Raw genomic sequence first — 23,516 nt, forward strand, 5'->3', positions numbered from 1 at the left:
TGGTGGTGTTCACGTAAAATGGCCGGGTTGCAGGGCGGCATCAAGCTCTGTGTCCGGCCAGTACCGGTTTTGTACCAGCTCGGCCACGGTTTGTTTGATGATCTGGTTGATTTGCCAGGTTTCAGAGGATTCCCAGGGGGTTTTGCCCATTAACAGCGCCACACAGCGGCTGATACCCGGGTCGGTAAGACGATAGGTTTTCAGGCGGCCCGCATTCACATCCTCAATGGCTGCGGCCAGCGGCAGGATGGTGCACCCGCAGCCGTCCATGACGAGCTGTTTGGTCATGGTGGTGGAGCCATCGCATTCGAGTGCCAGTTTCAGGGGAAAACCATGCCGTGCCGCCACGGTTTCGGCCATCAGGCGGATGCCATGATGGGTGCTGGGCAAGATCAGGGGGATGTCTGCCAGCTGGCGGACTGGAATGCTATTGGCGGCAGGCAGGGTGAAATCCGGTGGTGTGAGCAGCCATATGCCTTCATGCAGCAAGAGGTCGTAAGACAGGGCACCGACATGTTCAGGTCGATACAGCAGAAGTAAATCAATGTCGCCATCATCAAGATCGCTTAACAGCTGGCTGGCCAGTCCTTCAATGAAACGTATTCGGGTATTGGGGTAACGCGCCCTGAACGCATGATAAAGCCTGCCAAAGGTCATTCTGGCAATCGTGGGTTGGGCCCCGATGTGCAGTCTGGCAGGGCCGGTTCCGGTTTCTTTTTGCATGGCCCGCATGGCGGTTTCCAGTGTGCTGGAAATGGTTTGGGCATAAACCATTAATTGCTGCCCGCGTTCAGTCAGCGTTACACCACGCCCGCTGCGATGGAACAGGCGGCCGCCCACCTCGGATTCCAGCAGGCTTACCCGCCGGCTCACCGTAGACTGGTCCATCCCTTTTTCAATGGCAGCACGGGAAATGCTGCCTGCGTGCACAACCGCGGCAAATAGTGCCAAATCATCTGAGTTCATGAGGAGATTTTAGCAAAGATCCGGGTGAGTTCTGTTTTATGGCATAACCGCTTACTGCTGCAGGCTTAAAGCCGAATTCTCCAAATGGGTTTTCAGGCTTTGTTCCAGACCCAGCTGGCGTGCCAGTTCGTCCAAATAGGCCCGCTCCATGAAGCTGTCGGCGCCGTTCACCAGCACGCTGGCCATATAGGCCTCGGCCGCCTGTTCGGGTGTTTGCACCAGTTTGGCAACGGCAGCCGGGTCGGCAGGGCCGTTAAGCTGGGCACGAATCCAGGCGTGCTCATCGGGGGATGCATCCAGGCGGTCAAACTCGGCTTCCAGCAAGCGTTGTTCCTCTGCATTGATATGGCCATCAGCCTTGGCAGCGGAAATCATTGCGATCAGAACCAGCTTGCTATGTTGTTCCAGTTCGGGAGCAGGTAGCTGGTTGAACGCCTGGGTTTGATGGGCGATTTGTGCAGGTGCTGGGGTGGCAGGCGGCTGGCTGGATGCTTGCGGTGCCTGGGTTTTGTTTTCTTTCCACTGGCCATAAGCATGGTAGGCGGCAGCCCCTAAAGCGGCCACGCCACCATAGGTGGCCACCTTGCCACCGATTTTCCTGAATTTCTTGTTACCCATTAATAAGGCAAGTGCCCCGCCGGTAAGGGCGCCACCGGCAAAGCCTTTAAGGCCGGACGAGCCGTTTGAGGTAGAGGCAGGGTTGGCCTGGGATGTGTTTTGGCCAGAAACCAGGCCCTGCGCAGATTGCATTAATTGCTGTAAAACGTTTTGTATGGACATCTATTACTCTTTATTGAAAATATGCATTCCCACGCGGAGCGTGGGAACGAGGAAATAGTCAGGGTTAGATGCTAACCAGCACAATTGGTTCATGAAATGTCACCGGCAATGTGAAAATGACCTCCATGCCGGTGTCCTAATGATTTGCCTTCTACTCCACCGTCACGCTCTTGGCCAGGTTCCGGGGCTTGTCCACATCGGTTCCCCGTGAGCAGGCGGTATGATACGACAGCAATTGCAGCGGAATGGTATGCAAAATGGGAGACAGTTTGCCATAATGTTCCGGCATGCGGATTACATGCATGCCTTCACTGTTTGCAATTTTTGAATCATTATCGGCAAACACATACAGTTCGCCTCCCCGGGCGCGCACTTCCTGCATGTTGGACTTGAGTTTTTCAAGCAGCTCGTCTTTGGGGGCAATGGTGACCACTGGCATGTGTTCGGTAACCAGGGCCAGCGGGCCGTGTTTCAGTTCACCGGCCGGGTAGGCTTCGGCATGAATATAACTGATTTCCTTTAATTTTAAAGCACCTTCAAGGGCGATGGGGTAGTGCATGCCCCGGCCCAGGAACAGGGCGTTTTCCTTGCTGGCGAAGCGGTCGGCCCAGGCCATGATTTGCGGTTCCAGTGCCAGCACGGCACTGATGGCGGTGGGCAGGTGGCGCAGCTGTTTCAGGTAATCAGCTTCTTTTTCTTCGCTAATGCGGCCTTTTACCTGGGCCAGGGCCAGGGTCAGCAGGAACAGGCCCACCAGCTGGGTGGTAAAGGCTTTGGTGGATGCCACGCCAATTTCAACGCCGGCGCGGGTAATGAAGTTCAGCTTGCATTCGCGTACCATGGCGCTGGTTTGCACGTTGCAAATGGTCAGGGTGTGCTCCATGCCCAGGGAACGGGCGTGTTTCAGGGCGGCCAGCGTGTCGGCGGTTTCGCCTGATTGGGAAATGGTCACAACCAGGGTTTTGGGGTTGGGCACGCTGTCGCGGTAACGGTATTCGCTGGCAATTTCCACATTGACCGGGATTCTGGCAATGGATTCTATCCAGTATTTGGCCGTCAGGCCGGCGTAAGAGCTGGTGCCACAGGCCAATATCAGGATATTGTCAATGTCATTGAAAATCCGGTAGGCTTCATTGCCGAACAGCTCGGGGGTGATGCTGTCAATATCCTGCAGGGTATCGCCCACAGCACGGGGCTGTTCAAAAATTTCTTTTTGCATATAGTGGCGGTAAGGACCCAGTTCAGCGGCGCCGGTATGGGCATGAACCGTGTGCACCTTGCGTTCAACGGGTTTGCCGCTGGCATCGACAATCCACACCTTGGACAGTTGCAGGTCGATGACATCACCGTCTTCCAGGTAAATGATCTGGTCGGTGGTGCCAGCCAGTGCCAGGGCATCCGAGGCCAGGAAATTCTCATTGTTGCCAATGCCCACGATAAGGGGTGAACCCTGGCGGGCGCCCACGATGCGATGCGGTTCATCACGGCAGAAAATGGCCAGTGCATAGGCACCGGTCAGGCGCTGCACGGCCTGCTGCAGCGTTTCAAAAAGATCGCCGTTATACAGGTGGTTGACCAGGTGGGCAATGACCTCGGTATCGGTCTGGCTTTCAAAAGTGTAGCCCAGGGCCTTCAGTTCTTCACGCAGTTCGTCGTGGTTTTCAATAATGCCGTTGTGCACCAGGGCAATGCGGGGTTCCCCTTTGTCCTGCCCTGAAAAATGCGGGTGGGCATTGTGGGTCGCAGGGGCGCCGTGGGTGGCCCAGCGGGTGTGGGCAATGCCGGTAAAACCGCTTAAATGGTCTTCCCTGATTTGCATTTCCAGCTCTGCAACACGTTGGGTGCTGCGGGTGCGCCGTAATTGGCCATCAATATGCAGGGCCACACCGCATGAGTCGTAGCCACGGTATTCCAGGCGTTTCAGGCCTTCAACAAGAACAGGGGTAATATCTCTTTGCGCAACAGCACCAACGATTCCACACATGTGAAAACTCCGTTAGGATAAGTAAAAATGCTATTCTGCCCTGTATTGGAAGAAATTAAATTTCTAAATTGATGTATTAATAACTGAATATTTCATTTTTGGCATTCATATTAATATAATTTCATTTATTTAATAAACATGAAATTTAATTTCAAATAAGGAAGACCCATGTTTGAATTGGATGAATTGGATAAACGTATATTGCAACAGTTGCAACGAGACAGTTCTTTAACTAACCAGGAACTGGCGGAAAAAGTGCATGCCTCTGCCCCAACCTGTTTGCGACGGGTGCGCAACTTGCAGGAAAACGGGGTCATCCAGAAGCAGGTGGCCATTGTTGACCCGCAAAAAACGGGCAGTACCCTGACGGCAATTGTTGAGGTGAGCCTGGATGTCCAGACGGCGGAAGCCAATACGGCTTTTGAGAAAGAGGTGAATGGGGAAAATGCTGTTTTACAATGTTACCGCGTTTCAACAGGGCCGGATTTTATCTTGGTGATCCAGGTAGCTGATATGCCGGCCTATCATGAGCTGGTGCATCGCTTATTCACGGCCAGGAAAAACGTACGTAATGTTCGCACGTTTTTTTCGGTCAATCGCAGCAAGTTTGAAACGTATATTAACGACCTTTAGCCAGCAGCTTTTCATAGGCATGCAGGTAGCGCTGGCCCATTTTTTCCACATTATGTTCGTCAATAACATAGGCGTAGGCTTTTGCAGCCATGCTGGTGGCATCTTCCGGGTGCTCCAGAATGGTATGCATGCCTTCGGCCAGGGCCTGGCTGTCACCCACTTCGCATAGAATGCCCCGGCCATCGGCCAGGACTTCTTTCAGGCCACCCGCATTGGTGGAGACAACCGGTACGTGCTGCAGGAAGGCATCAAATACACTGCCGCCCACACCTTCAAATTTGCTGCTCATGACAAAGACATCAAGGGCACTGTAATAGTCCTCCACTTGCTTGCGAAAACCGGTTAATACATAAACGTTTTCAAGAGATAATTCTTTGATGAGGGCTTTACAGGCTTCTGACTGGTCTCCGTCGGCACCAAAATGCAGGAAAACAAAGTCTTGTCTGAGACGGTGCAAATGGCCAATAGCCCGTATCAGGGTTAAGGGGTCCTTTTCCGAGGTGAGTGCGGCTGCGGTTGCCAGGATTTTTTTATCTTTAAGGTTGAATTCCTGTATGAGTGCCTCGGCCCTTTCTTGGTTGGCAGTGTAGGTGGATGGGATGGCGCTGGGAATCACGATGGAGTCTACGCCCAGTCGTTTGGGTTCTTCTGTAGATGCCTTACAAACCGATACGAACAGGTCAACCCGTTTCCATTTCAGGGCGGTGATACGTTCTTTATTGGGTGCAATATCAAAAGCGGTGCGACGGGTATAGACTGTTTTGGTATGGTGAAACAGCTTGCTAAGCACCAGCCAGGTAAGGGTATTGGCTGTTTGCGAATGAATAATATCGAAATTTTTTGCTTCTCGGATTAAAAAGGGCAATTGTTGCCAGGCTTTTTGTAGTGTGTAGACGGTAAAACCTTCGGCTATTGCCTGTTTGGATAGCGTATTGTTTGCACGGGTCAGCAGGGCTACCTCATGCCCGGCCTTGCGAAATTCCTGCATGCTGAATAGGGTCTGTCGCTCACCGCCACGCCAGCCTTTTTCAAAATTCATTTGTAATATTTTCATAAGAACTCCGGAGTAAAGCGGTGGGGTAAAGCCCCTGATGTGTTGAGCTGCATGAAGGCTACACAGGTTTGATAGTCAGGGTGAGAACAGGGATTTCAGGGAGATGACAGTAAAAGCGGATGACGTGGTTATGGCGTGTCTTCCTTTTGCTTTTCCCGGTTTTTCAGCCATAAAATGGCATGCTTGTTAAAGACGGACTGTACTGACAGTACGGCCAGCAGCAGGCCGGCCTTGCCATCCAGAAAACCGCGTTTGATAAAGTAAGTCCTGAAAAAACGGCCAATCGAATGCATCATGACCGAAGCCAGGCTGTTTTTCTTGCCTTTGCGAAAACGCTGTTCGGCCCAGGCTTCGGCATAGTTGGCTGACTTCACCAGGTATTCGTGTAGATTATTGTAGGTGTAATGCAGCATGTCGCCTTTGAGCGGTTTTACTTTTGTACCGGCCGGAATGATGACGTTTTCATGAACCAGGGCATCATCAAAGCGGGTCAGGGCAGTGGGGTAAAAACGTTCGACATAGCCAGGATACCAGCCACTGTGATGAATGAACTGCCCAAAGGCCCAGCTGAGCCGGGCTACTTCAAAAATGGTGTTTTCGGGTGGGTTGGCCAGGACTTCCCGGATGCTGGCGGCCAGTTCCGGTGTGAGCTGTTCATCGGCATCAATCCACAGTACCCAGTCGGCCGTTACGTACTGCTGGGCCAGCTGGCGTTGGCGTCCAAAGCCAGGCCATTCGGTATTTATATAAAATTTGTCAGTGTAACGGCGGGCAATGGCTTCGGTGTCATCGGTACTGCCTGAGTCAAGAATGATGATTTCATCGGCAATCTCCTTGACCGAGTCCAGACAGGCAGCCAGCATGCGTGCTTCGTTCTTGACAATCAAGGCAACCGCCAGGGTGGTTTTTTGAGTGGTCATAGTTGAATTCAAATAACAGCGGTGTCCATCTTTTTGAAATAACGGATCAGGTTGATGAGAACCGCGATGATGGTAACGATAGCCGATGTGGCCAGCGCATAAATGGCTCCTTCATTCTGGCTGATGGAAAAACATAAAGCCACGATTGCCGCACCAACGCCCTGGCCAAAGAGGCGGGTGGTTGCCTGGGTACCACCGGTGGCACTACTGCGGTGGATGGGTGTGGAGAGCAGTATGGCTTTGTTGTTGGGGGTTTGGAAAAAGCCAAAACCCATGCCAGTCAGGAACATGTACAGGCTGATAAGGGTCAGCGGGCTTGGATTGGGCAGTAACAGCAGGCCGCCAATACCTATAAACATGATGGCGGCTCCGATGCCAGATAACAATGACGCAGGGAAGCGGGCGGAAAGACGTGCCGCCAGAGGCGCAATAACAATGCTGCCAATGGGCCATGTGCTGAACAAAATACCTACTGTGCCCAGAGGTAGCCCCAAGATATTCTGAAAATAAAATGGCAGGGCCAGCATGGCAGAAGTGGCTGCCATGAACGTCAGGGCCGATACCATAATGGCATAGCGGAACGTATGAATGCGGAACAGATCAATGGGGACCAGTGGCGCGGTTTGGGGTGTCGATCGGCGAATAAGTAAAATGGCACAGAGCAGGGACAGCAGCAAGACAATGCCGGCTACTAAGGGTTCGTTTCCCGATTCATCAAGTGCCCAAAGAAACATGCCAAAAGTAAGCATGTTCAGGACAGCGCTGATATAGTCGAAAGGTGCGGTGACTTTAGGGATGAGCGGTAAAAAACGTGCTGCGTACAATGCCACGAGGCAAAATGGAATGGTAAAAATGAAAATCCACTTCCAGGGCGCGATGGTGATGATAAAGGCCCCGATTGAGGGACTTAACACGGCCATTAAACCAACCGTCATGGCATTCAGGCTGATACCGGCCGCCAGCTTATGGGGTGGGTAAATATTACGCACCATGCCGCCAAACAGGCACATGACAGAAGAAGACCCCAGCCCTTGTATGATTCGGCCAAGTACTAACAGGGCAAGAGAATCGGCCATTGAGCAAATAAAGGCACCGGCAATGAACACGGAGATGCCGATCCGGTACATCAAGGTAAAACCAATGCGCTCGGCGACGGCTGAAAAGGGTAATAGCGTGGCAATGATGGAAATGGTGTAGGCATTGACAATCCAGATGGAGGTGGATGGCAGAATACCCAAATCATCGGCGATGGTTGGCAGGGCGATATTGGCAATACCTGCGTCAAGTACGGTAATGCTGATCGCAAGCAATACGCCCAGCGCAGCCCAGTAACGGGCTGGCGCAGGCAGACCGCAAGGTTTTGGCGCCGGGGAGGGAGGGGCCGGTGTTACCGGCTCGTTGGCATTCATGCTTTTTTATCGGGACGTTTCCAGTTTTGCCGGCTTTCCTGTTTCTTGGTGGTTAATGTCAGGGTATTGGCGGGCGCCTCCTTGACCAGGGTGGTGCCCGCGGCCAGTGTTGCGCCTTGATGGACAGTTACCGGGGCCACCAATTGCGTGTCTGAACCAATGAAAGCGTCATCCTCAATGATGGTCTGGAATTTGTTGATTCCATCGTAGTTGCAGGTAATGGTACCTGCACCAATATTAACGCGCTGACCGATCTGGGCATCGCCCAGATAGCTGAGGTGATTGGCCTTGCTGTTGGCACCCAGGGTGGTTTTTTTCAGTTCAACAAAGTTGCCGACATGCGAGTGTGCACCCAGCCGGGTGCCGGGGCGCAGGCGGGCATAAGGACCGATGACGGCGTGTTCCGCGGCTTCGGCTTCCTGCAGGTGGCTGAATGCCTCAACCCGGGTACCCGCACCCAGTTTGACATCACGTAAAACGCAATGTGGGCCAATGTGTACACCGTCGGCCAGTTCAACATGACCCTCAAAGATGCATCCTGCGTCAATGAAAACATCCCGGCCGCATTTCAGGCTGCCGCGCAAATCGAAGCGGGCCGGATCGGCCAGGGTGACACCGGCTTCCAGCTGACGCCTTGCCTGTTCGGCCTGCCATGCACGTTCCAGCTGAGCCTGCTGGATACGGCTGTTGACGCCCAGTGTTTCCCAGGGGAAGTCGGGTTGGGCGGCGCTTACGGTAATGCCATCCTGTACGGCAAGGGCAATGATGTCGGTCAGATAGTATTCGCCCTGGGCATTATTGTTGCTAATGCGGCCTAGCCAGTTTTTGAGCAAACCGGTGGGGGCGGCAAGAATACCGGTATTGACCTCAGTGACCGCGCGCTCTGCCTCGTTGGCATCCTTGTGTTCAACAATACGGATAACATTGCCGGCATCGTTACGAATGATGCGACCATAGCCGCTGGGGTCGGACAGGGTTTCGGTCAACACCGCTACCCCTTGGCCACGGGCCTGCAGCAGGCGTTGCAGGGTTTGTGCCTGAACCAGAGGCACATCGCCATATAACACCAGCGTGGTGTCTTCCGGTGCCTGGCCACCTGTCAGGAAGGGCACGGCCTGCTGGACGGCGTGACCGGTGCCTTGCTGGGGTTGCTGAAGCGCAAACTCGATACCTGGCATATGGGCAAAGCCGGCTTTGACGGTTTCGGCGCCATGACCCACCACAACGGTAATGCGGGTGGGATTCAGCTGCCTGGCACTCTCTATGACATGCGCAAGCATGGGTTTGCCGGCCAGTGTATGTAAAACCTTGGGTAAGTCCGACTGCATGCGTTTGCCCATGCCGGCGGCAAGAATGACGATATTGAGTGACATAATATTTTGTAGTGATGCGTTGTAAATAATGATTACCGAATTATTGCTTACTTTAACCGGAAACCGTTGCCCTTAAGTGTGGTTTCCGGTAGGTCGGATCATTTTTTTGCGGGTGTTGTCGTTTTTCTGGCGGTGGTTTTTCTGGTGCTGGTCTTGGCAGGGGCGGCAGCGGGCCCGGTACCGGTTTCAGGCTTGTTGTCGGTGTTGTCTTCGGGACTTGGCTGCAAGGTGGCAGCGGTTGCCTGGGCCAGTTGGTTGAACTGGTTTTGCAGCATATTCCACCAGGCACTGGCGGCCGAGCTTAAGGCATCACTGCCGCTGGCAGTGCTTGCCGTCTGGTTGTCTGTTGCCTCATCAGTGGTTTTGGGTTTCAGGCCGAGCACTTCATCGAGTGTGGCCTGGCCTTTATGTTGTTCGGCAACGGCGCTGACAAATGAGTGCATGGTGGCAATGCTGGCACGCTGGATTTCCATGCCCTGAATGGTGCTGGAAAGCATTGAAAGGTTAAGCTTCAACCAGTTCTCAACGGTTTTCAATTCCTGGATGCGTTTGTCCAGTTCTTCGGGGTTAAGCGTGGTGCCGGCCATGGGAAACGTGGCGGGTGTGCCGGTTTGGGCAAAGGCCTGCCATGCCTTGCCCATCATTTCCATACTGCTGATAAGGGGATTGCCTGCCGTGATGCCATCCTGCCCAAAACCGGGAAGAACAAAAGGGTTGGTGTTTTGTGAACTCATGAGTGATCTCCTTTGTGAATTAAGGCAGCTGATGCAACAGTCGTTTGGCGGGCTGGTTGACCAGTCCGTCAAGAAGGACAATGGCGGCTTCAACTGTGATTACCCGGCGGGCAATCATGTCAAGAACTTCTTCCTGTTCAAATATCCTGATTTCAGACACTTCACCGTCACGGTTGGCGGGTTGGGTATGTGGCAGGATAATGCAGTCACTTACTATGATATCCTCAACCTGATAGCCCTCGGGCAAGCGACGGTGCATTTGCAAAATAGTACGCAAGGGTGTGCGGATTTGCAAATCGGGCTCTTCCAGTCCGGCCTCTTCATCACTTTCGCGCAAAAGCGCCTGTTCCAGGTCTTCAATTCCGTTGGCCAGGCCGCCGACCAGGGTGTCCCACATGCCGGGGTCGGTGGCTTTGGTGGATGCACGTTTTGCCAGGTAAATTTTCAGGTCGGGGGTCCAGGCATTCAAGTGTACGGCACGGGTTAACAGGCCAAGCGGACGCATGGCTGCCCGCTCGATGACACCAATGGCCTGTCCTTCGGCATATACATTAAGCAGTTCATCGCGCCAGGCTCGGGTGCAATTGGCCCGGTGAAGACAAGTGGCGATACTGGCCAGAAGGCGATCCAATTCAGTTCTGGAGATGTCCGGACTGGCAATATGAAATCCGCTGGCGCTCTGGTAAACCTGCGGGTGATTACGCAAGGCGGTTTGTGCCTCGGCCGTAATAAAACCGGCTGATTTTCCGGCAATAAGCAAAGGAAGGGAATGTCTATGAGGGAATTCCTGTATTTCTTGCTGTAGCCCTTGATAAAGTTCAGTTAATTGCTTCAAATTACTATGAGTTACGTATCAAACATGCAACGATTGTAGCCTTTATGCTGTATATGCAGTAACTTTAATCTGTGTTTGTATGGTTAAATGAATGCGCTATGATGTAAATCAATACGTTGTAGAAAAAATTTGTGCCACTAAATAATAAATCTGTACCTGAATATTCAGTGTAGTAGATAGTAATAAAAAATGATATTTGGGTGCAACAGCAAGAGGTCAACATGAAAAAGTTGAGAGGGTTGCTAGGCATTACCGTATTCATTGGCAGCACAACGGTATTCGCCCAAACAGGAGACATGCCAGGGGGTCCCAAGGTTGCACAGATTAATCTGACGCCAGGGGTAACAGAAATTGCCGCTGATATTTATTGGCTGCACTGGATGATGCTGATTATTTGCACGATTATTTTTATCGGCGTATTCGGGGTCATGTTCTATTCCATCTGGGCCCATCGAAAATCAAAGGGTCATAAGGCGTCCGTTTTTCACGAGCATTTAGGCGTTGAAGTGGCCTGGACGGTCATTCCCTTCATTATTGTGATCGCCATGGCATTGCCCGCCACCAAAACGGTGGTTGCCATGAAAGACACATCCAGTGCCGACCTGACGGTCAAGGCAACGGGTTATCAGTGGAAATGGGGTTATGAGTATCTTGACGGTCCTGCCAAAGGGGTCAGTTTTCTATCGAATCTGTCTACGCCTGTTGCTGAAATTATGGGTGATGCCAAAAAATCAAATACTTACCTGATGGAAGTGGATCAGGAAATGGTCGTGCCAGTTGGCAAGAAGATACGTGTGGTCGTTACTGCTTCCGACGTCATTCATTCCTGGTATGTACCCGAACTGGGGGTCAAGCAGGATGCCATTCCGGGCTTTTTGCGCGATACCTGGTTCCGGGCTGATCAGATCGGAACGTTTCGTGGACAGTGTGCTGAATTGTGCGGTCAGAACCACGCCTTTATGCCGATTGTCGTGCGCGTTGTGTCCGAAGATGATTTCGCATCCTGGTCAAAAGAGCGCAAAGCGCTGGCATCAAAATAAAAGCCCCGGATTTATTCAGATACTTATTTAACCGGTCAACACTATAGGCCGGGACTATGCAGGTAAGGAGGACAATATGACTAGCGTAGCAGTCGGTCACGCCCAGGATCTCGTTCACGACGATCACGATGCCAAGCCCAAGGGTTGGCGACGGTGGCTTTTTGCCACCAACCATAAAGATATTGGCCTGATGTACCTGATCTTTTCGTTCATTTCCCTGATGGAAGGCGGCACCCTGGCGCTATTGATACGGATTGAGCTATTTGAGCCAGGCGTGCAGTTCTTTCAGCCGGACCTGTTTAACCAGTTCACCACCATGCATGGCCTGATCATGATTTTCGGGGCGATCATGCCCGCGTTGGTGGGTTTTGCCAACTACATGATTCCCTTGCAGATTGGTGCATCGGATATGGCTTTTGCCCGCATGAACAACTTCAGCTTCTGGCTGTTGCCGGTGGGGGGCATTTTGTTGACCGCCTCATTCTTTGTTCCCGGTGGTGCCACTGCCGCGGGTTGGACGATGTATGCGCCTTTGTCCCTGCAAATGGGGCCGGGTATGGATATGGCCATTTTCGCCATTCATATTCTGGGTGCCTCTTCCATTATGGGGGCGATCAATATTATTGTCACGGTGCTGAATATGCGTGCACCAGGCATGACCCTGATGAAAATGCCCTTGTTTTGCTGGACCTGGCTGATTACCGCTTATCTGCTGATTGCCGTGATGCCCGTGCTGGCGGCGGCAGTGACCATGCTGCTGACAGACCGTCATTTTGGAACCGGGTTTTTCAATGCGGCAGCCGGGGGCGATCCGGTGTTGTATCAACATGTGTTCTGGTTCTTCGGGCATCCTGAAGTTTACATCATGATTCTGCCGGCCTTTGGTATTGTGTCAGCCGTCATCCCCACTTTTTCGCGTAAAAAACTGTTTGGCTATGCTTCCATGGTGTATGCCACCTCGGCGATTGCTATTCTCTCATTTATTGTGTGGGCACACCATATGTTTGCAACAGGTATGCCGGTCACCGGACAGTTGTATTTCATGTATGCCACCATGCTGATTTCCATTCCAACCGGGGTGAAAGTGTTTAATTGGGTGGCCACCATGTGGCGCGGTTCATTAAGTTTTGAAACGCCCATGCTGTTTTCAATCGGTTTTATTTTCGTATTTACCATTGGCGGCTTTACCGGCCTGATTTTGGCGGTAGCCCCCATTGATATTGCCGTGCACGACACTTATTATGTGGTGGCACATTTCCATTATGTGCTGGTGGCCGGATCCCTGTTCGCACTGTTTTCAGGCACCTATTACTGGCTGCCTAAATGGACGGGATATATGTATGACGAAAAACTGGGCAGGATTCATTTCTGGTCAACCATCGTGTCTTTTAACCTGACCTTTTTCCCGATGCATTTTTTGGGTCTGGCCGGTATGCCGCGCCGTTACGTGGACTATGCAACGCAGTTTACCGACTTCCATCAGATTGCCACCATTGGGGCTTTCTGGTTCGGACTCTCGCAGTTGCTGTTCCTGTATATCGTGATTAAAGCGTTCCGTGGAGAAGGGCAGAAAGCAACCGCGCAGGTATGGGAAGGCGCCGAGGGGCTCGAATGGACCTTGCCATCTCCCTTGCCCTACCATACTTTCGAGACTCCACCGGAAATCAAGTAAACCGATTTTTTTATTGACAGGCATAAAGACAATGACACCCGAGCAACGTAGCAAGAACATAAGAACAGGTCTTATATTGGCAGTTGTGGTGCTGCTGCTGTTCTTCTGGACAATAGGCAAAGGCCTGAAGATCGTTTGAGCAAAGGGCACATGAATGAGTGACGATATTAAAGAGCTGGCACAGCGGAAATTGAATTTTTTCCAGACCCTGAAGGCCATCTTGTGGGCTTTTCTGGGTATTCGAAAAGGAGCCGGTTATCAGGAGGATATTTCAAGGCTCAATCCGGTGCATATCATTCTTGCAGGCATTATCGGGGTTCTTATATTTATTTTTATATTGGTGATGGTTGCTCGCTGGGCCATTTCAGGATTGGCCTGATTCCAAATAAAACGTATTTGTACCAAAGGAGAAAGCTATGGGTGCAAGTCACTCCGTTAATGGCAAAGAGGTACCGTATTATTATGTGCCTTCATCTTCGGCACATCCGGCCAGAACCAGTTTTGCCATTTTGATTATGCTGATTGGGGCGGTCGCCTGGATTAACCATGTTTCTTACGGGAACTGGGTTTTTCTGGCGGGGTTGCTGTTATTGTTTGTCATGCTGTTTTTCTGGTTTTCCGATGCCATCCGGGAGTCCGAGAGCGGGCTTAACAGCAAGCGCATTGATGATTCCTATCGTTGGGGGATGGGCTGGTTTATTTTTTCCGAGGTCATGTTCTTTGCGGCTTTTTTTGGTGCGCTTTGGTATGCCCGTGAAATAACCACACCCTGGCTGAGTAATCTGGATCACCAGTTAATGCTGTGGCCGGGTTTTTCAGGTCAATGGCCCAATTTCGGCCCGGCCGGAATTGTTCCGCCTTTTGAAATAATAGGGCCTTTCTGGCTGCCCACCATCAATACGATTTTACTGTTAACGTCGGGGCTGACGCTAACCCTTTCGCACCATGCCTTGCGGGCCAGCAAGCGGGGCAGCAGTATTTTCTGGTTGTTGCTTACCGTGATCCTGGGTTTTACTTTCCTGTATTTTCAGGCCGTTGAATATGGCCATGCTTACTCAGACCTGAACCTGCGTTTTGATTCCGGTATTTATGGCTCGCTGTTTTACATGTTAACCGGATTTCACGGTTTTCACGTATTGTTGGGTGCCACTATCCTGAGCATTATTTTGTTGCGCCTGGTCAGGGGACATTTTACGGCCGATCACCACTTTGGTTTTGAAGGGGCGGCCTGGTACTGGCACTTTGTTGATGTGGTCTGGCTGGGGCTTTATTTGTTTGTATATTGGTTTTGAGCAACCGGTAAGCCTGCAAAAAAGGCCGGTCTGATCCGGCCTTTTGACGTCAAGGTGAAGGGGTGTTGGCTATGGCCTGATGCCTGTGCTGTGGATCCAGCCCATGTAGTTGGCAAACAGCACAAAGGCCAGCAGGGCAATCGAAAGACCCACGCGCAGGGTCAGGGCGTTGACGGTTTTGTTGTTGGTACCTTTGTCCCGCATTAAATAGAAAAAAGCAAGTGCCAGACTGACGATAATGGACAGGAAAACCACCCCGATGAATACATGCATGATTGATGCTCCCGATGGGAAAAATCGAATGAAAGACAGTCAAGCCGTAAAGATAAAGCACTGGCTTGCCTTGGTGTTTTTGGCAATGCTGCTGGTGATTTTTATTTTACTGGGTCAATGGCAATTGCAGCGTGCCAGTGAACGACAGGCCCTTCAGGCCGAGATCGAACATGGGCAACAGCTTTCCACCCTGTTACTTCAAAATGATACACCTGAAAATGAATGGCGGGAATGGCGAACGGTTAGTGTGACCGGTGTGTGGCAACCACAATTCAGTGTGTTGTTAAATCGCAATCATCAGGGCAGGCCGGGCTATTGGCTGGCAACACCCTTGTTGTTGGGACAGGCACCTCATCATAAAGCCGTTCTGGTTTTGCGGGGCTGGTTTGAGCGACGCATTGCACCGGCACCCCTTCCCGATTTTCCGTTAACGGCGGGCACCGTGACGATCCAGGGGCAGCTGTTGGATCATGTGCCAAGGTTGCTTGAGCTTTGGTCGTTATCGGGTGAGAAACAGGCACAATTGCCTGCCCGTCTGCCTTTGTCAGGGTCGGAGTTGCCCCAGGTTCAAAATCTTGAATTGAAAAACATGGCGCAGGCAAGCGGCCTGGTTTTTTTGCCGATGGTAATCCAGCAGATGGGGACAATAGAGGACGGACTGATCCGTGATTGGGCAACACCGCCTGTTGACCATCACAAAAATACGGCTTATGCCATGCAATGGTTTGGGTTTGCCCTGATAGCGCTGCTGGCCATGCTGTTTGTAGGATACAGGATGGGTAGACACTGGAAATCAAGGAGTCAGAATGAATAGTGGGGTATTGGAGATGAAAAAACGGTCCCTGGTGCCTTTGTACCTGATTCTGCTCAGTTGCATTATTCCGTTGGTGGCAGCCGCATTGCTTTATTATGTGCCGGCCTTAAGACCTGCCGGTGCCACCAATTATGGTTCATTCGTGACGCCACAACGGACGATGCCAGCGTCGGCCCAGTTGCCGTTAACGATGCTTGATGGCAAGCCGTTTGATCTGGGGTCACTGAAAGGGCGCTGGGTATTGGTTAGTGCTGATGGTGGTGCCTGTCCGGATTCTTGCGCCACCAAGTTGCATTACACCCGCAATGCCCATGCCAGCCAGGGCAAGAATGTGGAGCGTTTGATGCGCGTCTGGTTTGTGACCGATAACGAGCCCATACCGCAGAAGGTGCTCGATGCGTATAAAGGTACCTTGATGTTACGGGCCGATCCGGTGGCGTTGAGTGCTTTTTTATTGGGCCCGGATGTGCAGGCAGATGCGGTTGAGCTTGAGCGGGAAATGGATAAATACCTGTGGATCATTGATCCGCTTGGCAATTTGATCATGTATTACCCCGGCCAGGACACCGATCCCGTCCGGTTTCGTAACGATATTGCCAAACTACTGCATGTTTCCGTGATTGGGTAATACCATGGCAGCCCGGGTTCGTTCCATTTATCGCCAGCTTGTATTCCTGACCTGGTTTTTTACGCTGGATCTGATTATGTTTGGCGCTTTCGTGCGTCTTACCGATTCAGGTCTGGGTTGCCCTGACTGGCCAGGCTGTTATGGCAAACTCACGCCGTTTGGCGCATCGGGGCAAATTGCCGAGGCGCTGACGCAGCAGCCCTATGGGCCAGTGTCCATGTCAAAGGCGTGGATCGAAATGATTCACCGGTATTGGGGTAGCGTGCTGGGCATGCTGATCATTGCCATTGTAGTCATGGCATGGCGTTATCGAAAGCAGATTGGCCGCCCGGCGGGACTGGCCACTTTTTGTCTGGTGGCGGTCTGTCTGCAGGGTGCGTTTGGTGCCTGGACCGTGACGCATAAACTAATGCCGGTAATCGTGACTGCCCATTTGTTGGGCGGCATGCTGTTGCTGGCTCTTATGAGCTGGCTTGCCGCCCGTGAAAAAGCACATGCGCCGATTCCTGCCGGTATGGTTGTTTATCGGCCCTGGATGTGGTTTGGGCTGCTTATCTTGTTTGTGCAGATTGTGTTCGGGGGGTGGGTCAGTACCAATTATGCCGCCCTGGCATGTATGGATTTTCCCACCTGTCATGGGCAGTGGATTCCCGAGATGGATTTTGTTGGCGGCTATTCGGTTTTTCGTGGTCTGGGCGAATTATCCAGCGGGGAAATGATTTCACAGCAGGCATTGACAGCGATTCACTGGGTGCACCGCAATTTCGCCATCTTTGTCTTCGTGTTCTTGTTTGCCATTGCCTTGCGTCTGCGAAAAGAGCAGGGTTTACGCGCTCCCGCGCAGTGGCTGGTTTTGTTATTATTGATGCAGGTCTTAACCGGATTGAGCACGATATTTTTCCAGTGGCCATTACTCATTGCCGTTTTGCATAATGGTGGCGCCGCAGGTTTGGTGATTGCGGCGGTAACGATACTTGTGCGATTGAGTCGCGCAGGAACTGACTATAAGGTATTGCCATGACGATTGCCTTGACACCGCAAACAGGTTTTTTCCAACAATATTGGGTACTGACCAAACCCCGGGTAACCCAGTTGGCCGTTTTCTGTGCCGTCATCGGTATGTTTTTGGCCTCCAACGGGTTGCCACCGGCCAGTGTGGTGGTGGCGGGAACCTTCGGGATCTGGCTGCTGGCCGCGGCCGCTTTTGCCATTAATTGTCTGATCGAACAGGAAATTGATGCCCGCATGTTAAGAACCCGGCGCCGGGCAACGGCACAAGGTACCATTACTTCACTGCAGGTGGTGCTTATGTCGGGCATGGTGGGTGGTCTGGGCATGCTGGTGCTGTACTGGTTCGTCAATCCGTTGACCATGTGGCTGACATTTGCGACATTTATTGGCTATGCCTTGATCTATACTATTGTATTAAAACCGCGTACCCCCCAGAATATCGTTATTGGCGGCTTATCAGGTGCAATGCCGCCAGCGTTGGGCTGGGCAGCTGTGGCGGGCTCGGTTCCGGCAGAGGCGTGGTTGCTGGTGCTTATTATTTTTGCCTGGACCCCTCCGCATTTCTGGGCGCTGGCGCTGTATCGCAGCCATGATTACCAAAAATCAGGTTTGCCGATGTTACCCATCACGCATGGCAATGCGTTTACCCGCTTGCATATTCTTTTATATACTTTCATGCTTGTGGTGGTCACACTCATGCCTTTTATTATCCGCATGAGTGGTGTGTTTTATCTGGCATCGGCCCTGTTTTTGGGTGGCTGGTTCATCCGGTATGCATTAAGACTGTATAAGGTTTACAGTGATGAGCTGGCCCGAAAAACGTTCCGGTTTTCGATTCTCTATCTGGCGCTGTTGTTTGGCGCTTTGCTGGTGGATCACTGGATGATGATTCTGATGCGATTGTAGGTGTTAAGTAATGAAAAAATCATATAAGGCCAGGAAGCTGGCAGTTAGTCTGGGATTGGCGTTTTCCATGGCATTTGGCTTATCCGCCTGCAAGCAGGAGGTGTTCGAAGCGGCAACCACCCGGTCAATTTCATTTATTGGTTCGGATATTACCGGTACCGGTTTTGGTAAAAACGTCGGTGGTATTAATCAGGATGGCAAACCGGTTTCTTTCGAGGATTACAAGGATAAGGTGGTGGTGGTTTTCTTTGGGTTTACCCAATGCCCCGATGTCTGTCCTACCGCCATGGCGGAGCTGTCGCAGCTCATGACAAAATTCACCCCTGAAGAAGCGGCGCAGGTGCAGGTGGTGATGGTGAGTATAGACCCCGAACGTGATACACCGGAAATGCTCAAGGCTTATGTGTCCGCTTTTGATGAACGTTTCAATGCGATTACCGGCACGCCCGAGCAAATTGCCCGGTTGGCCAAATCCTTCAAGGCCTTTTACAAGAAAGTGGCCCATACCAATGGCACATACTCCATGGAGCACAGCTCCAGCTTATATGTGCTGGATAAAAAAGGTGAGTCCCGTATTCTTTTCAAGCCGGGCACACCTGTTGAAGATATGGAAAAGGATATAAAAAGCCTGTTTTGAATTGTTCATGATCGTGAATCCCAACATCCGGTTTAAGGCCGGATGTTTTTTTGTCGAGGGTGCAGGCAGGACCCGGAAGGTATCCGGAGTCAGTGGGAGAACACCCCTGAATAGACGTTGATGGGCAATAAAATATTTTTATAACGGATCTTAATGTTTTTATTTGCTATTTAATTGTTATTTATTAGGATTTATGTTGTTTGTTTGAAACAAAAATTTACGATTAATGATTAAAATGCATTCATTTATTTGAATGATTGGTTTTCTGTCTTGGCTGGCTTGCTGGTGTTTGTTTAAATAGCATTCTGTAGTTGTCGGGCCGTTCATGGCAAGAGATTTTTATAAATGTACGAATTCATGGTCTGAATTTGTTTTAGGTAGAATTGGTTGGAGTAAGATGAATTTCCACAGAGTAATCGTGACAGCATTGGCAGGCCTTTCCCTGAGTGCCTGTGGGTCACTTAGCAATGTCATGCCCGACGGCACAACCGATAACCCGGTTTTTCCAGATATTCGTAGCATTACTTATGATAATGGAAGGGGAATCGCCCCCAACCCTGAAAACCTTAGTCTGGTGCGTTCAGGCGTAACTAAAGACCAGCTTTATTATTTGCTGGGGCGTCCTCATTTCTCGGAAGGTTTTGCGCCACGTGAATGGGATTTCCTGTTTTACCTGAATACGCCTGGAAAAGGCACAAATAATGTGTCTTCCTGCCAATACAAGATTTTGTTCGACAAGGACATGCTGGCACGCAGTTTTTATTGGAAACCGGTAGGTCCCGATGATGTCTGTTCGAATGAACCCCCTGAAAAAGTCGTTGAGCAGGCACGAAAAGTTACGCTTGAGGCTGACGGTCTGTTTGCATTTAATGGTTCTGGCATCAATGATTTACAGCAACGCGGTAAATTGCGTCTGGAAGCATTAAGCCAGGAAATTCGCAATCAACCAGGCGTCAAATCGGTGTTAATTATCGGTCATACCGATCGACTGGGTCCAGAGGCCTATAACCAAGTCTTGTCGGAAAAGCGTGCAAACAGCGTTGCCGGATATCTGGTGTCCAATGGCGTGCCATCTTCCCTCATTACCGTGCAAGGGCTTGGTGAGTCGCAACCATTGGTGCAATGTGAAGATGTTGGCAACCGTCAGGAACTTATCGCTTGTCTGGCGCCTAACCGCAGGGTTGAAGTGCTGGTGAATCTTGAGGCCAACCAGGACAATCTTGAGGGTAACCAGGGTTGAGTTCACACTCATAAAAAAAAGCACTTCATATGATGAAGTGCCTGAATCATCCGTTTCAAAGGGGGAGGGGAAAGAGGAGAAGCAGAAACGGATGCCAAGCCCCAAAGCCTGCATTGCACAGATATTCTCGGGGCCTATGGTGATTAGGCCTGTAGCACCTGTAATGGTTCAATTTAATCCCGGCTAAATTGTATCAATATGTATGTATTGAATATAAGCCAGGCGTATGAAAATTTAATGCCATGCTTTAAGGCAAGCATGGCATCAGGCAGTACAGCAATAGCGGGCAGGCAATTAATCGCTTAATGCCTTGCGCATTTTTTTCAGGGCTGCCGCCTCGATTTGCCGGATTCGCTCGGCCGATACTCCAAATTCCTCAGCCAGTTCATGCAAGGTGGCACCGCCCTCATCTTGCAGCCAGCGGGCTTCAATAATACGCCGGGCACGGGGATCAAGCAGTGAAAGTGCCTGGGTAATACCCGAGCTTTGCAGCGTGTCGTAGGCATGTTTTTCGATCACTGTGGTGGGCTCGTGGTTGCCCTCGTCTGACAGGTAAGAAATGGGGGCGAATTCGTCATCATCATCGGTTTGTGATTCAAACGACATATCGCGGCCTGAAAGACGGACCTCCATTTCGCTCACATCCTCTGGGCGGACATTCAGTTTGGCGGCAATGCCTTCAATGTGTTCCGGATCAAGAGTTTGGCCATCGGGACGCATGCTGCGCAAGTTGAAAAACAGCTTGCGTTGGGCTTTGGTGGTGGCAATTTTTACCATGCGCCAGTTACGGATGATGTACTCATGGATTTCCGCCTTGATCCAATGAACGGCAAAGGAAACCAGACGTACACCACGGGAAACATCAAAACGTTTGACCGCTTTCATCAGGCCGATATTGCCTTCCTGGATAAGGTCGGCATGAGGCAGACCGTAGCCCAGATATTGACGGGAAATAGACACCACCAGACGAAGGTGCGACATGATCAGGTCACGGGCTGCATCAAGATTGCCTTCTTTTTGCAGTTGTTCAGCCAAACTCTTTTCCTGTTCCGCGGACAGAACAGGTAAACGGTTCACTGCACTAATGTATGCGTCGATGGTGCCCAATGCTCCGGGGTTGGAGATGGCCATGGCAACATTGGGGTTTGACAGTGCAAGCGTTTGATTTGACATAGATTTTGTTTGACTCCGTTGAAATAATATTTTCGTTGTATATATTAGCACTCAATTGAAAAGAGTGCTAATGAGATGCCGGAATCAGGAAAAAGTTCCTGATTCAATGCATTCAATGCATTTAAGACGACGGTTTTTCGGCTGAAAATCTGTCTTAAAGACGCTCGGCATGAAAACGGATATGGTCTTCCATGAACGTAGAAATGAAATAATAACCGTGATCGTATTGCGCGTGACGACGCAGGACCAACGACTGCTTGGCCTGTTCACATGCTGCTTCGAAGGCGTCAGGGTGCAACTGCTCTTGCAGGAAACTGTCTTTCAGGCCCTGATCTATCAGGATCCCCTTAGGAAAAGGATTGTGCAGGGTCTGCATCAGGCAGGAGGCGTCATACGCTTCCCACTGGGTCTTGTCATTGCCCAAATAGCGGGAGAAGGCTTTTTGTCCCCAAGGACATTTGACTGGTGCGGCTACCGGGGCAAAAGCGGAGACGGATTTGAACAGTTGGGGGTTTTTCAGGGCCAGCACCAGGGCACCGTGGCCGCCCATCGAGTGTCCGAAAATACCAATCCGGTCTTTGGCGGCACCCAATGATTCGGCAATTGCATAAAGTTCTTTGGTAATGTAGCTGTACATCCGGTAATTTTTATTCCAGCCGGGCTCGGTCGCGTCCAGATAAAAGCCGGCCCCGGTGCCAAAATCCCAGTGTTCGTCCTCTCCCTCTATACCGGCTCCTCTTGGGCTGGTGTCCGGGGCAATCAGCATGATGCCGTGTTCAGCCGCGTAACGCTGGGCACCACCTTTGATCATGAAGGTTTCTTCGGTGCAGGTCAGGCCGGCCAGGTAAAACAGGGCAGGCAAGGCGCCATTTTCGGCCTGGCGGGGGATAAATACGGAAAAGCGCATAGGCAGTCCGATTTCACTGGACTGGTGTTGGTAAAAGCGCTGTACCCCGTCAAAACAGGCATGTTCGCTGATAATTTCAAGATTCATGTCGTTGACCTCAGAAAATGGGTGGAAGAAAAACAAGTTCACTTAAACACAAAGATTGTACCTGTAGTAGCGCCGGTTTTTCGCTACAATTTGTCTTGTCTATTCTTTGATTGAGCTACCATGGCCCGACTTCCCCGCCTGTATGCCCCACGCATAGCACAATTGGTTCATGCAAGGCTTGTTCATTCTTTCAATACAGCCCCCGATGCGGGAAAACTCATGAATCAGGTTCAGGCCTGGCTGGCCGATCTGGTGAATGTGCATAAAGTGGCCTTGCATGGCTGGACGCTGGTTGATGACAGCATCCTCTTGCTTGCAACACCTGAAAACGAACAGGGTATTTCCCGTGTCATGCAGTCGTTAGGCAGAAACCTGGCGGCCTCGTTGCGATCCGGGCCTGTTTTTCAGGGCCGATACCGTTCTGCCCTGCTTGAGCCCGGGCAGTGGGTGCTGCCAGCCATGGTTTGGATGGAGTCCTTTACCAGTCGCGAGAAAGGCATGGATGCGCCCGAGTTGTGGCCTTGGTCCTCGGCGGGTATTCATACCGGTGCCAGTCTGGGCTCGGTGGCCTGGTTGAGCGATCATGAGGATTATTGGCAGACTGGCAATACCCCATTTGACCGTCAGGCCCGATATCGGGAAATGTTCCACCACGGTTTGTCCATGAATGAAAGTGCCAGGATTGCCGCTGCCCTGGCGGGACAATGGGCGCTGGGTAGCGAGTCATTCCTGGCGTCGCTCTCAGGCAGTGCCAGTCGACGTGTCAGCCCTGGTAAGCGTGGTCGTCCAAGAAAAATCCAGCCCGAATCCGAAGAGACATAAAGGCCTGTTCATTGAACGCTTCTGCTCGTTTGTCATTCTTCTTTATTGTCCTGTTCAAGCTTAATGTTGGAAACGATATACTGTCCAGACATAAAGAATGAAAAATGAAAAGGATGGATATGGACTATTTACTGGCCCTTGACCAGGGAACTTCAAGTTCGCGCAGTATTCTGTTTGACCGGCATGGCAATATTGTCGCCATGGCGCAGCAGGAGTTTCCCCAGTATTATCCGCAATCGGGCTGGGTGGAGCATGAGCCGCAGGAAATCTGGCAATCACAGTTGGCAACCCTGCAGGCGGTTATTCGTCAGTCAGGAGTCAGTCCG

24 protein-coding genes and 1 pseudogene are annotated in these 23,516 nt (G+C 51.3%); 13 read left to right on the forward strand and 12 right to left on the reverse strand.

The annotated features are described in order from the left end of the window. Nucleotides 1–9: 9 nt before the first annotated feature. The 3 genes from HCX92_RS01395 to glmS all read right to left on the reverse strand — a co-directional run bounded on the left by HCX92_RS01395 (nt 10) and on the right by glmS (nt 3,730). Nucleotides 10–966 (reverse strand): LysR family transcriptional regulator, encoded by a 957-nt coding sequence (locus HCX92_RS01395; protein ID WP_169293129.1) that lies wholly within the window; start codon nt 964–966, stop codon nt 10–12. Nucleotides 967–1,017: 51 nt separating this feature from the next. Next, nucleotides 1,018–1,746 carry a tellurite resistance TerB family protein gene (locus HCX92_RS01400; RefSeq protein WP_169293130.1) on the reverse strand — a complete coding sequence of 243 codons (729 nt, stop codon included), beginning with the start codon at nt 1,744–1,746 and terminating at the stop codon, nt 1,018–1,020. 151 nt (nt 1,747–1,897) lie between these two features. Further along, nucleotides 1,898–3,730 (reverse strand): glutamine--fructose-6-phosphate transaminase (isomerizing), encoded by a 1,833-nt coding sequence (glmS, locus tag HCX92_RS01405; RefSeq protein WP_169293131.1) that lies wholly within the window; start codon nt 3,728–3,730, stop codon nt 1,898–1,900. A gap of 168 nt (nt 3,731–3,898) precedes the next feature. Between glmS and HCX92_RS01410 the strand changes: the two genes are divergently transcribed. Continuing rightward, nucleotides 3,899–4,363, forward strand: coding sequence for an Lrp/AsnC family transcriptional regulator (locus tag HCX92_RS01410; RefSeq protein WP_169293132.1), 465 nt, complete (start codon nt 3,899–3,901; stop codon nt 4,361–4,363). Here HCX92_RS01410 and HCX92_RS01415 read toward each other — a convergent pair. The 6 genes from HCX92_RS01415 to HCX92_RS01440 form a co-directional block, all read right to left on the reverse strand. After that, nucleotides 4,350–5,417 carry a glycosyltransferase gene (locus HCX92_RS01415; RefSeq protein WP_169293133.1) on the reverse strand — a complete coding sequence of 356 codons (1,068 nt, stop codon included), beginning with the start codon at nt 5,415–5,417 and terminating at the stop codon, nt 4,350–4,352. The two genes, HCX92_RS01410 and HCX92_RS01415, sit on opposite strands and share 14 nt — an antisense overlap. Nucleotides 5,418–5,545: 128 nt before the next feature. Next, complete coding sequence (locus HCX92_RS01420) at nt 5,546–6,337, reverse strand: glycosyltransferase family 2 protein (protein WP_169293134.1); 792 nt, start codon at nt 6,335–6,337, stop codon at nt 5,546–5,548. Between the two features lie 8 nt (nt 6,338–6,345). Beyond that, on the reverse strand, nt 6,346–7,746 hold the full coding sequence (locus HCX92_RS01425; RefSeq protein ID WP_169293135.1) for an MFS transporter: 1,401 nt from the start codon (nt 7,744–7,746) through the stop codon (nt 6,346–6,348). After that, complete coding sequence (gene glmU, locus HCX92_RS01430; protein WP_169293136.1) at nt 7,743–9,119, reverse strand: bifunctional UDP-N-acetylglucosamine diphosphorylase/glucosamine-1-phosphate N-acetyltransferase GlmU; 1,377 nt, start codon at nt 9,117–9,119, stop codon at nt 7,743–7,745. Before glmU ends, HCX92_RS01425 begins: the two co-directional genes overlap by 4 nt. 98 nt (nt 9,120–9,217) lie before the next feature. Then, entirely contained in the window at nt 9,218–9,853 is a 636-nt protein-coding gene (locus HCX92_RS01435; RefSeq protein ID WP_169293137.1) for a PhaM family polyhydroxyalkanoate granule multifunctional regulatory protein, read from the reverse strand. A gap of 19 nt (nt 9,854–9,872) precedes the next feature. Further along, nucleotides 9,873–10,688, reverse strand: a complete 816-nt coding sequence (locus tag HCX92_RS01440; protein WP_169293138.1) for an NUDIX hydrolase family protein — start codon at nt 10,686–10,688, stop codon at nt 9,873–9,875. 221 nt (nt 10,689–10,909) lie between these two features. Here HCX92_RS01440 and coxB point away from each other — a divergent pair. The 4 genes and pseudogenes from coxB to HCX92_RS01460 form a co-directional block, all read left to right on the forward strand. Next, nucleotides 10,910–11,710: pseudogene (coxB, locus tag HCX92_RS01445) on the forward strand (cytochrome c oxidase subunit II); the annotation flags it as partial. A gap of 94 nt (nt 11,711–11,804) precedes the next feature. Continuing rightward, nucleotides 11,805–13,400 carry a cytochrome c oxidase subunit I gene (ctaD, locus tag HCX92_RS01450; RefSeq protein WP_169293140.1) on the forward strand — a complete coding sequence of 532 codons (1,596 nt, stop codon included), beginning with the start codon at nt 11,805–11,807 and terminating at the stop codon, nt 13,398–13,400. 154 nt (nt 13,401–13,554) lie between these two features. Beyond that, nucleotides 13,555–13,779, forward strand: coding sequence for a DUF2970 domain-containing protein (locus HCX92_RS01455; protein ID WP_169293141.1), 225 nt, complete (start codon nt 13,555–13,557; stop codon nt 13,777–13,779). A gap of 37 nt (nt 13,780–13,816) precedes the next feature. Continuing rightward, nucleotides 13,817–14,692 (forward strand): cytochrome c oxidase subunit 3, encoded by an 876-nt coding sequence (locus HCX92_RS01460; protein ID WP_169293142.1) that lies wholly within the window; start codon nt 13,817–13,819, stop codon nt 14,690–14,692. A gap of 69 nt (nt 14,693–14,761) precedes the next feature. Here HCX92_RS01460 and HCX92_RS01465 read toward each other — a convergent pair whose 3' ends face one another. Next, a complete protein-coding gene (locus HCX92_RS01465; RefSeq protein WP_169293143.1) occupies nt 14,762–14,965 on the reverse strand; it encodes a twin transmembrane helix small protein in 204 nt (67 codons plus the stop codon). Nucleotides 14,966–14,993: 28 nt separating this feature from the next. Between HCX92_RS01465 and HCX92_RS01470 the strand changes: the two genes are divergently transcribed. The 6 genes from HCX92_RS01470 (at nt 14,994) to HCX92_RS01495 (ending at nt 20,201) form a co-directional block, all read left to right on the forward strand. After that, a complete protein-coding gene (locus HCX92_RS01470; RefSeq protein WP_281421623.1) occupies nt 14,994–15,779 on the forward strand; it encodes an SURF1 family protein in 786 nt (261 codons plus the stop codon). A 13-nt stretch (nt 15,780–15,792) separates the two neighbouring features. Next, nucleotides 15,793–16,407: a hypothetical protein gene (locus HCX92_RS01475; RefSeq protein ID WP_246587479.1), complete on the forward strand. Its 615-nt coding sequence runs from the start codon at nt 15,793–15,795 to the stop codon at nt 16,405–16,407. Nucleotides 16,408–16,411: 4 nt separating this feature from the next. Beyond that, the gene (locus HCX92_RS01480; protein WP_169293145.1) at nt 16,412–17,428 is read left to right on the forward strand and encodes a heme A synthase; all 1,017 of its coding nucleotides are present in this window, start codon (nt 16,412–16,414) and stop codon (nt 17,426–17,428) included. Continuing rightward, a complete protein-coding gene (cyoE, locus tag HCX92_RS01485; RefSeq protein WP_169293146.1) occupies nt 17,425–18,324 on the forward strand; it encodes a heme o synthase in 900 nt (299 codons plus the stop codon). The genes HCX92_RS01480 and cyoE overlap by 4 nt, the downstream gene beginning before the upstream one ends. Before the next feature lie 10 nt (nt 18,325–18,334). Further along, entirely contained in the window at nt 18,335–18,961 is a 627-nt protein-coding gene (locus tag HCX92_RS01490; protein ID WP_246587478.1) for an SCO family protein, read from the forward strand. 397 nt (nt 18,962–19,358) lie between these two features. Then, entirely contained in the window at nt 19,359–20,201 is an 843-nt protein-coding gene (locus HCX92_RS01495) for an OmpA family protein (RefSeq protein ID WP_169293147.1), read from the forward strand. Between the two features lie 294 nt (nt 20,202–20,495). Here HCX92_RS01495 and rpoH read toward each other — a convergent pair whose 3' ends face one another. Together rpoH and fghA are read right to left on the reverse strand one after the other, a co-directional pair. Next, nucleotides 20,496–21,374, reverse strand: a complete 879-nt coding sequence (rpoH, locus tag HCX92_RS01500) for an RNA polymerase sigma factor RpoH (protein ID WP_169293148.1) — start codon at nt 21,372–21,374, stop codon at nt 20,496–20,498. 154 nt (nt 21,375–21,528) lie between these two features. Beyond that, nucleotides 21,529–22,368, reverse strand: coding sequence for an S-formylglutathione hydrolase (gene fghA, locus HCX92_RS01505; RefSeq protein WP_169293149.1), 840 nt, complete (start codon nt 22,366–22,368; stop codon nt 21,529–21,531). Between the two features lie 120 nt (nt 22,369–22,488). On the opposite strand from fghA, the gene HCX92_RS01510 reads away from it, so the two are divergent. Both HCX92_RS01510 and HCX92_RS14840 read left to right on the forward strand, forming a co-directional pair. Beyond that, entirely contained in the window at nt 22,489–23,190 is a 702-nt protein-coding gene (locus HCX92_RS01510) for a hypothetical protein (RefSeq protein ID WP_169293150.1), read from the forward strand. Nucleotides 23,191–23,309: 119 nt separating this feature from the next. Then, nucleotides 23,310–23,516 (forward strand): FGGY family carbohydrate kinase (locus HCX92_RS14840; RefSeq protein WP_248289972.1); only part of this gene is annotated, 207 nt, incomplete at its 3' end.

This window comes from Advenella sp. EE-W14 (genome assembly GCF_012923605.1).
In the GTDB taxonomy this organism is placed as follows: Bacteria; Pseudomonadota; Gammaproteobacteria; order Burkholderiales; family Burkholderiaceae_B; genus Advenella; species Advenella alkanexedens.

Excerpts from the sequence above, each read along its gene's own strand:
- HCX92_RS01395 (WP_169293129.1), bottom strand. The coding sequence starts at position 966 with ATGAACTCAGATGATTTGGCACTATTTGCCGCGGTTGTGCACGCAGGC.
- HCX92_RS01400 (WP_169293130.1), bottom strand. The coding sequence starts at position 1,746 with ATGTCCATACAAAACGTTTTACAGCAATTAATGCAATCTGCGCAGGGC.
- glmS (WP_169293131.1), bottom strand. The coding sequence starts at position 3,730 with ATGTGTGGAATCGTTGGTGCTGTTGCGCAAAGAGATATTACCCCTGTT.
- HCX92_RS01410 (WP_169293132.1), top strand. The coding sequence starts at position 3,899 with ATGTTTGAATTGGATGAATTGGATAAACGTATATTGCAACAGTTGCAA.
- HCX92_RS01415 (WP_169293133.1), bottom strand. The coding sequence starts at position 5,417 with ATGAAAATATTACAAATGAATTTTGAAAAAGGCTGGCGTGGCGGTGAG.
- HCX92_RS01420 (WP_169293134.1), bottom strand. The coding sequence starts at position 6,337 with ATGACCACTCAAAAAACCACCCTGGCGGTTGCCTTGATTGTCAAGAAC.
- HCX92_RS01425 (WP_169293135.1), bottom strand. The coding sequence starts at position 7,746 with ATGAATGCCAACGAGCCGGTAACACCGGCCCCTCCCTCCCCGGCGCCA.
- glmU (WP_169293136.1), bottom strand. The coding sequence starts at position 9,119 with ATGTCACTCAATATCGTCATTCTTGCCGCCGGCATGGGCAAACGCATG.
- HCX92_RS01435 (WP_169293137.1), bottom strand. The coding sequence starts at position 9,853 with ATGAGTTCACAAAACACCAACCCTTTTGTTCTTCCCGGTTTTGGGCAG.
- ctaD (WP_169293140.1), top strand. The coding sequence starts at position 11,805 with ATGACTAGCGTAGCAGTCGGTCACGCCCAGGATCTCGTTCACGACGAT.
- HCX92_RS01455 (WP_169293141.1), top strand. The coding sequence starts at position 13,555 with ATGAGTGACGATATTAAAGAGCTGGCACAGCGGAAATTGAATTTTTTC.
- HCX92_RS01460 (WP_169293142.1), top strand. The coding sequence starts at position 13,817 with ATGGGTGCAAGTCACTCCGTTAATGGCAAAGAGGTACCGTATTATTAT.
- HCX92_RS01465 (WP_169293143.1), bottom strand. The coding sequence starts at position 14,965 with ATGCATGTATTCATCGGGGTGGTTTTCCTGTCCATTATCGTCAGTCTG.
- HCX92_RS01470 (WP_281421623.1), top strand. The coding sequence starts at position 14,994 with ATGAAAGACAGTCAAGCCGTAAAGATAAAGCACTGGCTTGCCTTGGTG.
- HCX92_RS01475 (WP_246587479.1), top strand. The coding sequence starts at position 15,793 with ATGAAAAAACGGTCCCTGGTGCCTTTGTACCTGATTCTGCTCAGTTGC.
- HCX92_RS01480 (WP_169293145.1), top strand. The coding sequence starts at position 16,412 with ATGGCAGCCCGGGTTCGTTCCATTTATCGCCAGCTTGTATTCCTGACC.
- cyoE (WP_169293146.1), top strand. The coding sequence starts at position 17,425 with ATGACGATTGCCTTGACACCGCAAACAGGTTTTTTCCAACAATATTGG.
- HCX92_RS01490 (WP_246587478.1), top strand. The coding sequence starts at position 18,335 with ATGAAAAAATCATATAAGGCCAGGAAGCTGGCAGTTAGTCTGGGATTG.
- HCX92_RS01495 (WP_169293147.1), top strand. The coding sequence starts at position 19,359 with ATGAATTTCCACAGAGTAATCGTGACAGCATTGGCAGGCCTTTCCCTG.
- rpoH (WP_169293148.1), bottom strand. The coding sequence starts at position 21,374 with ATGTCAAATCAAACGCTTGCACTGTCAAACCCCAATGTTGCCATGGCC.
- fghA (WP_169293149.1), bottom strand. The coding sequence starts at position 22,368 with ATGAATCTTGAAATTATCAGCGAACATGCCTGTTTTGACGGGGTACAG.
- HCX92_RS01510 (WP_169293150.1), top strand. The coding sequence starts at position 22,489 with ATGGCCCGACTTCCCCGCCTGTATGCCCCACGCATAGCACAATTGGTT.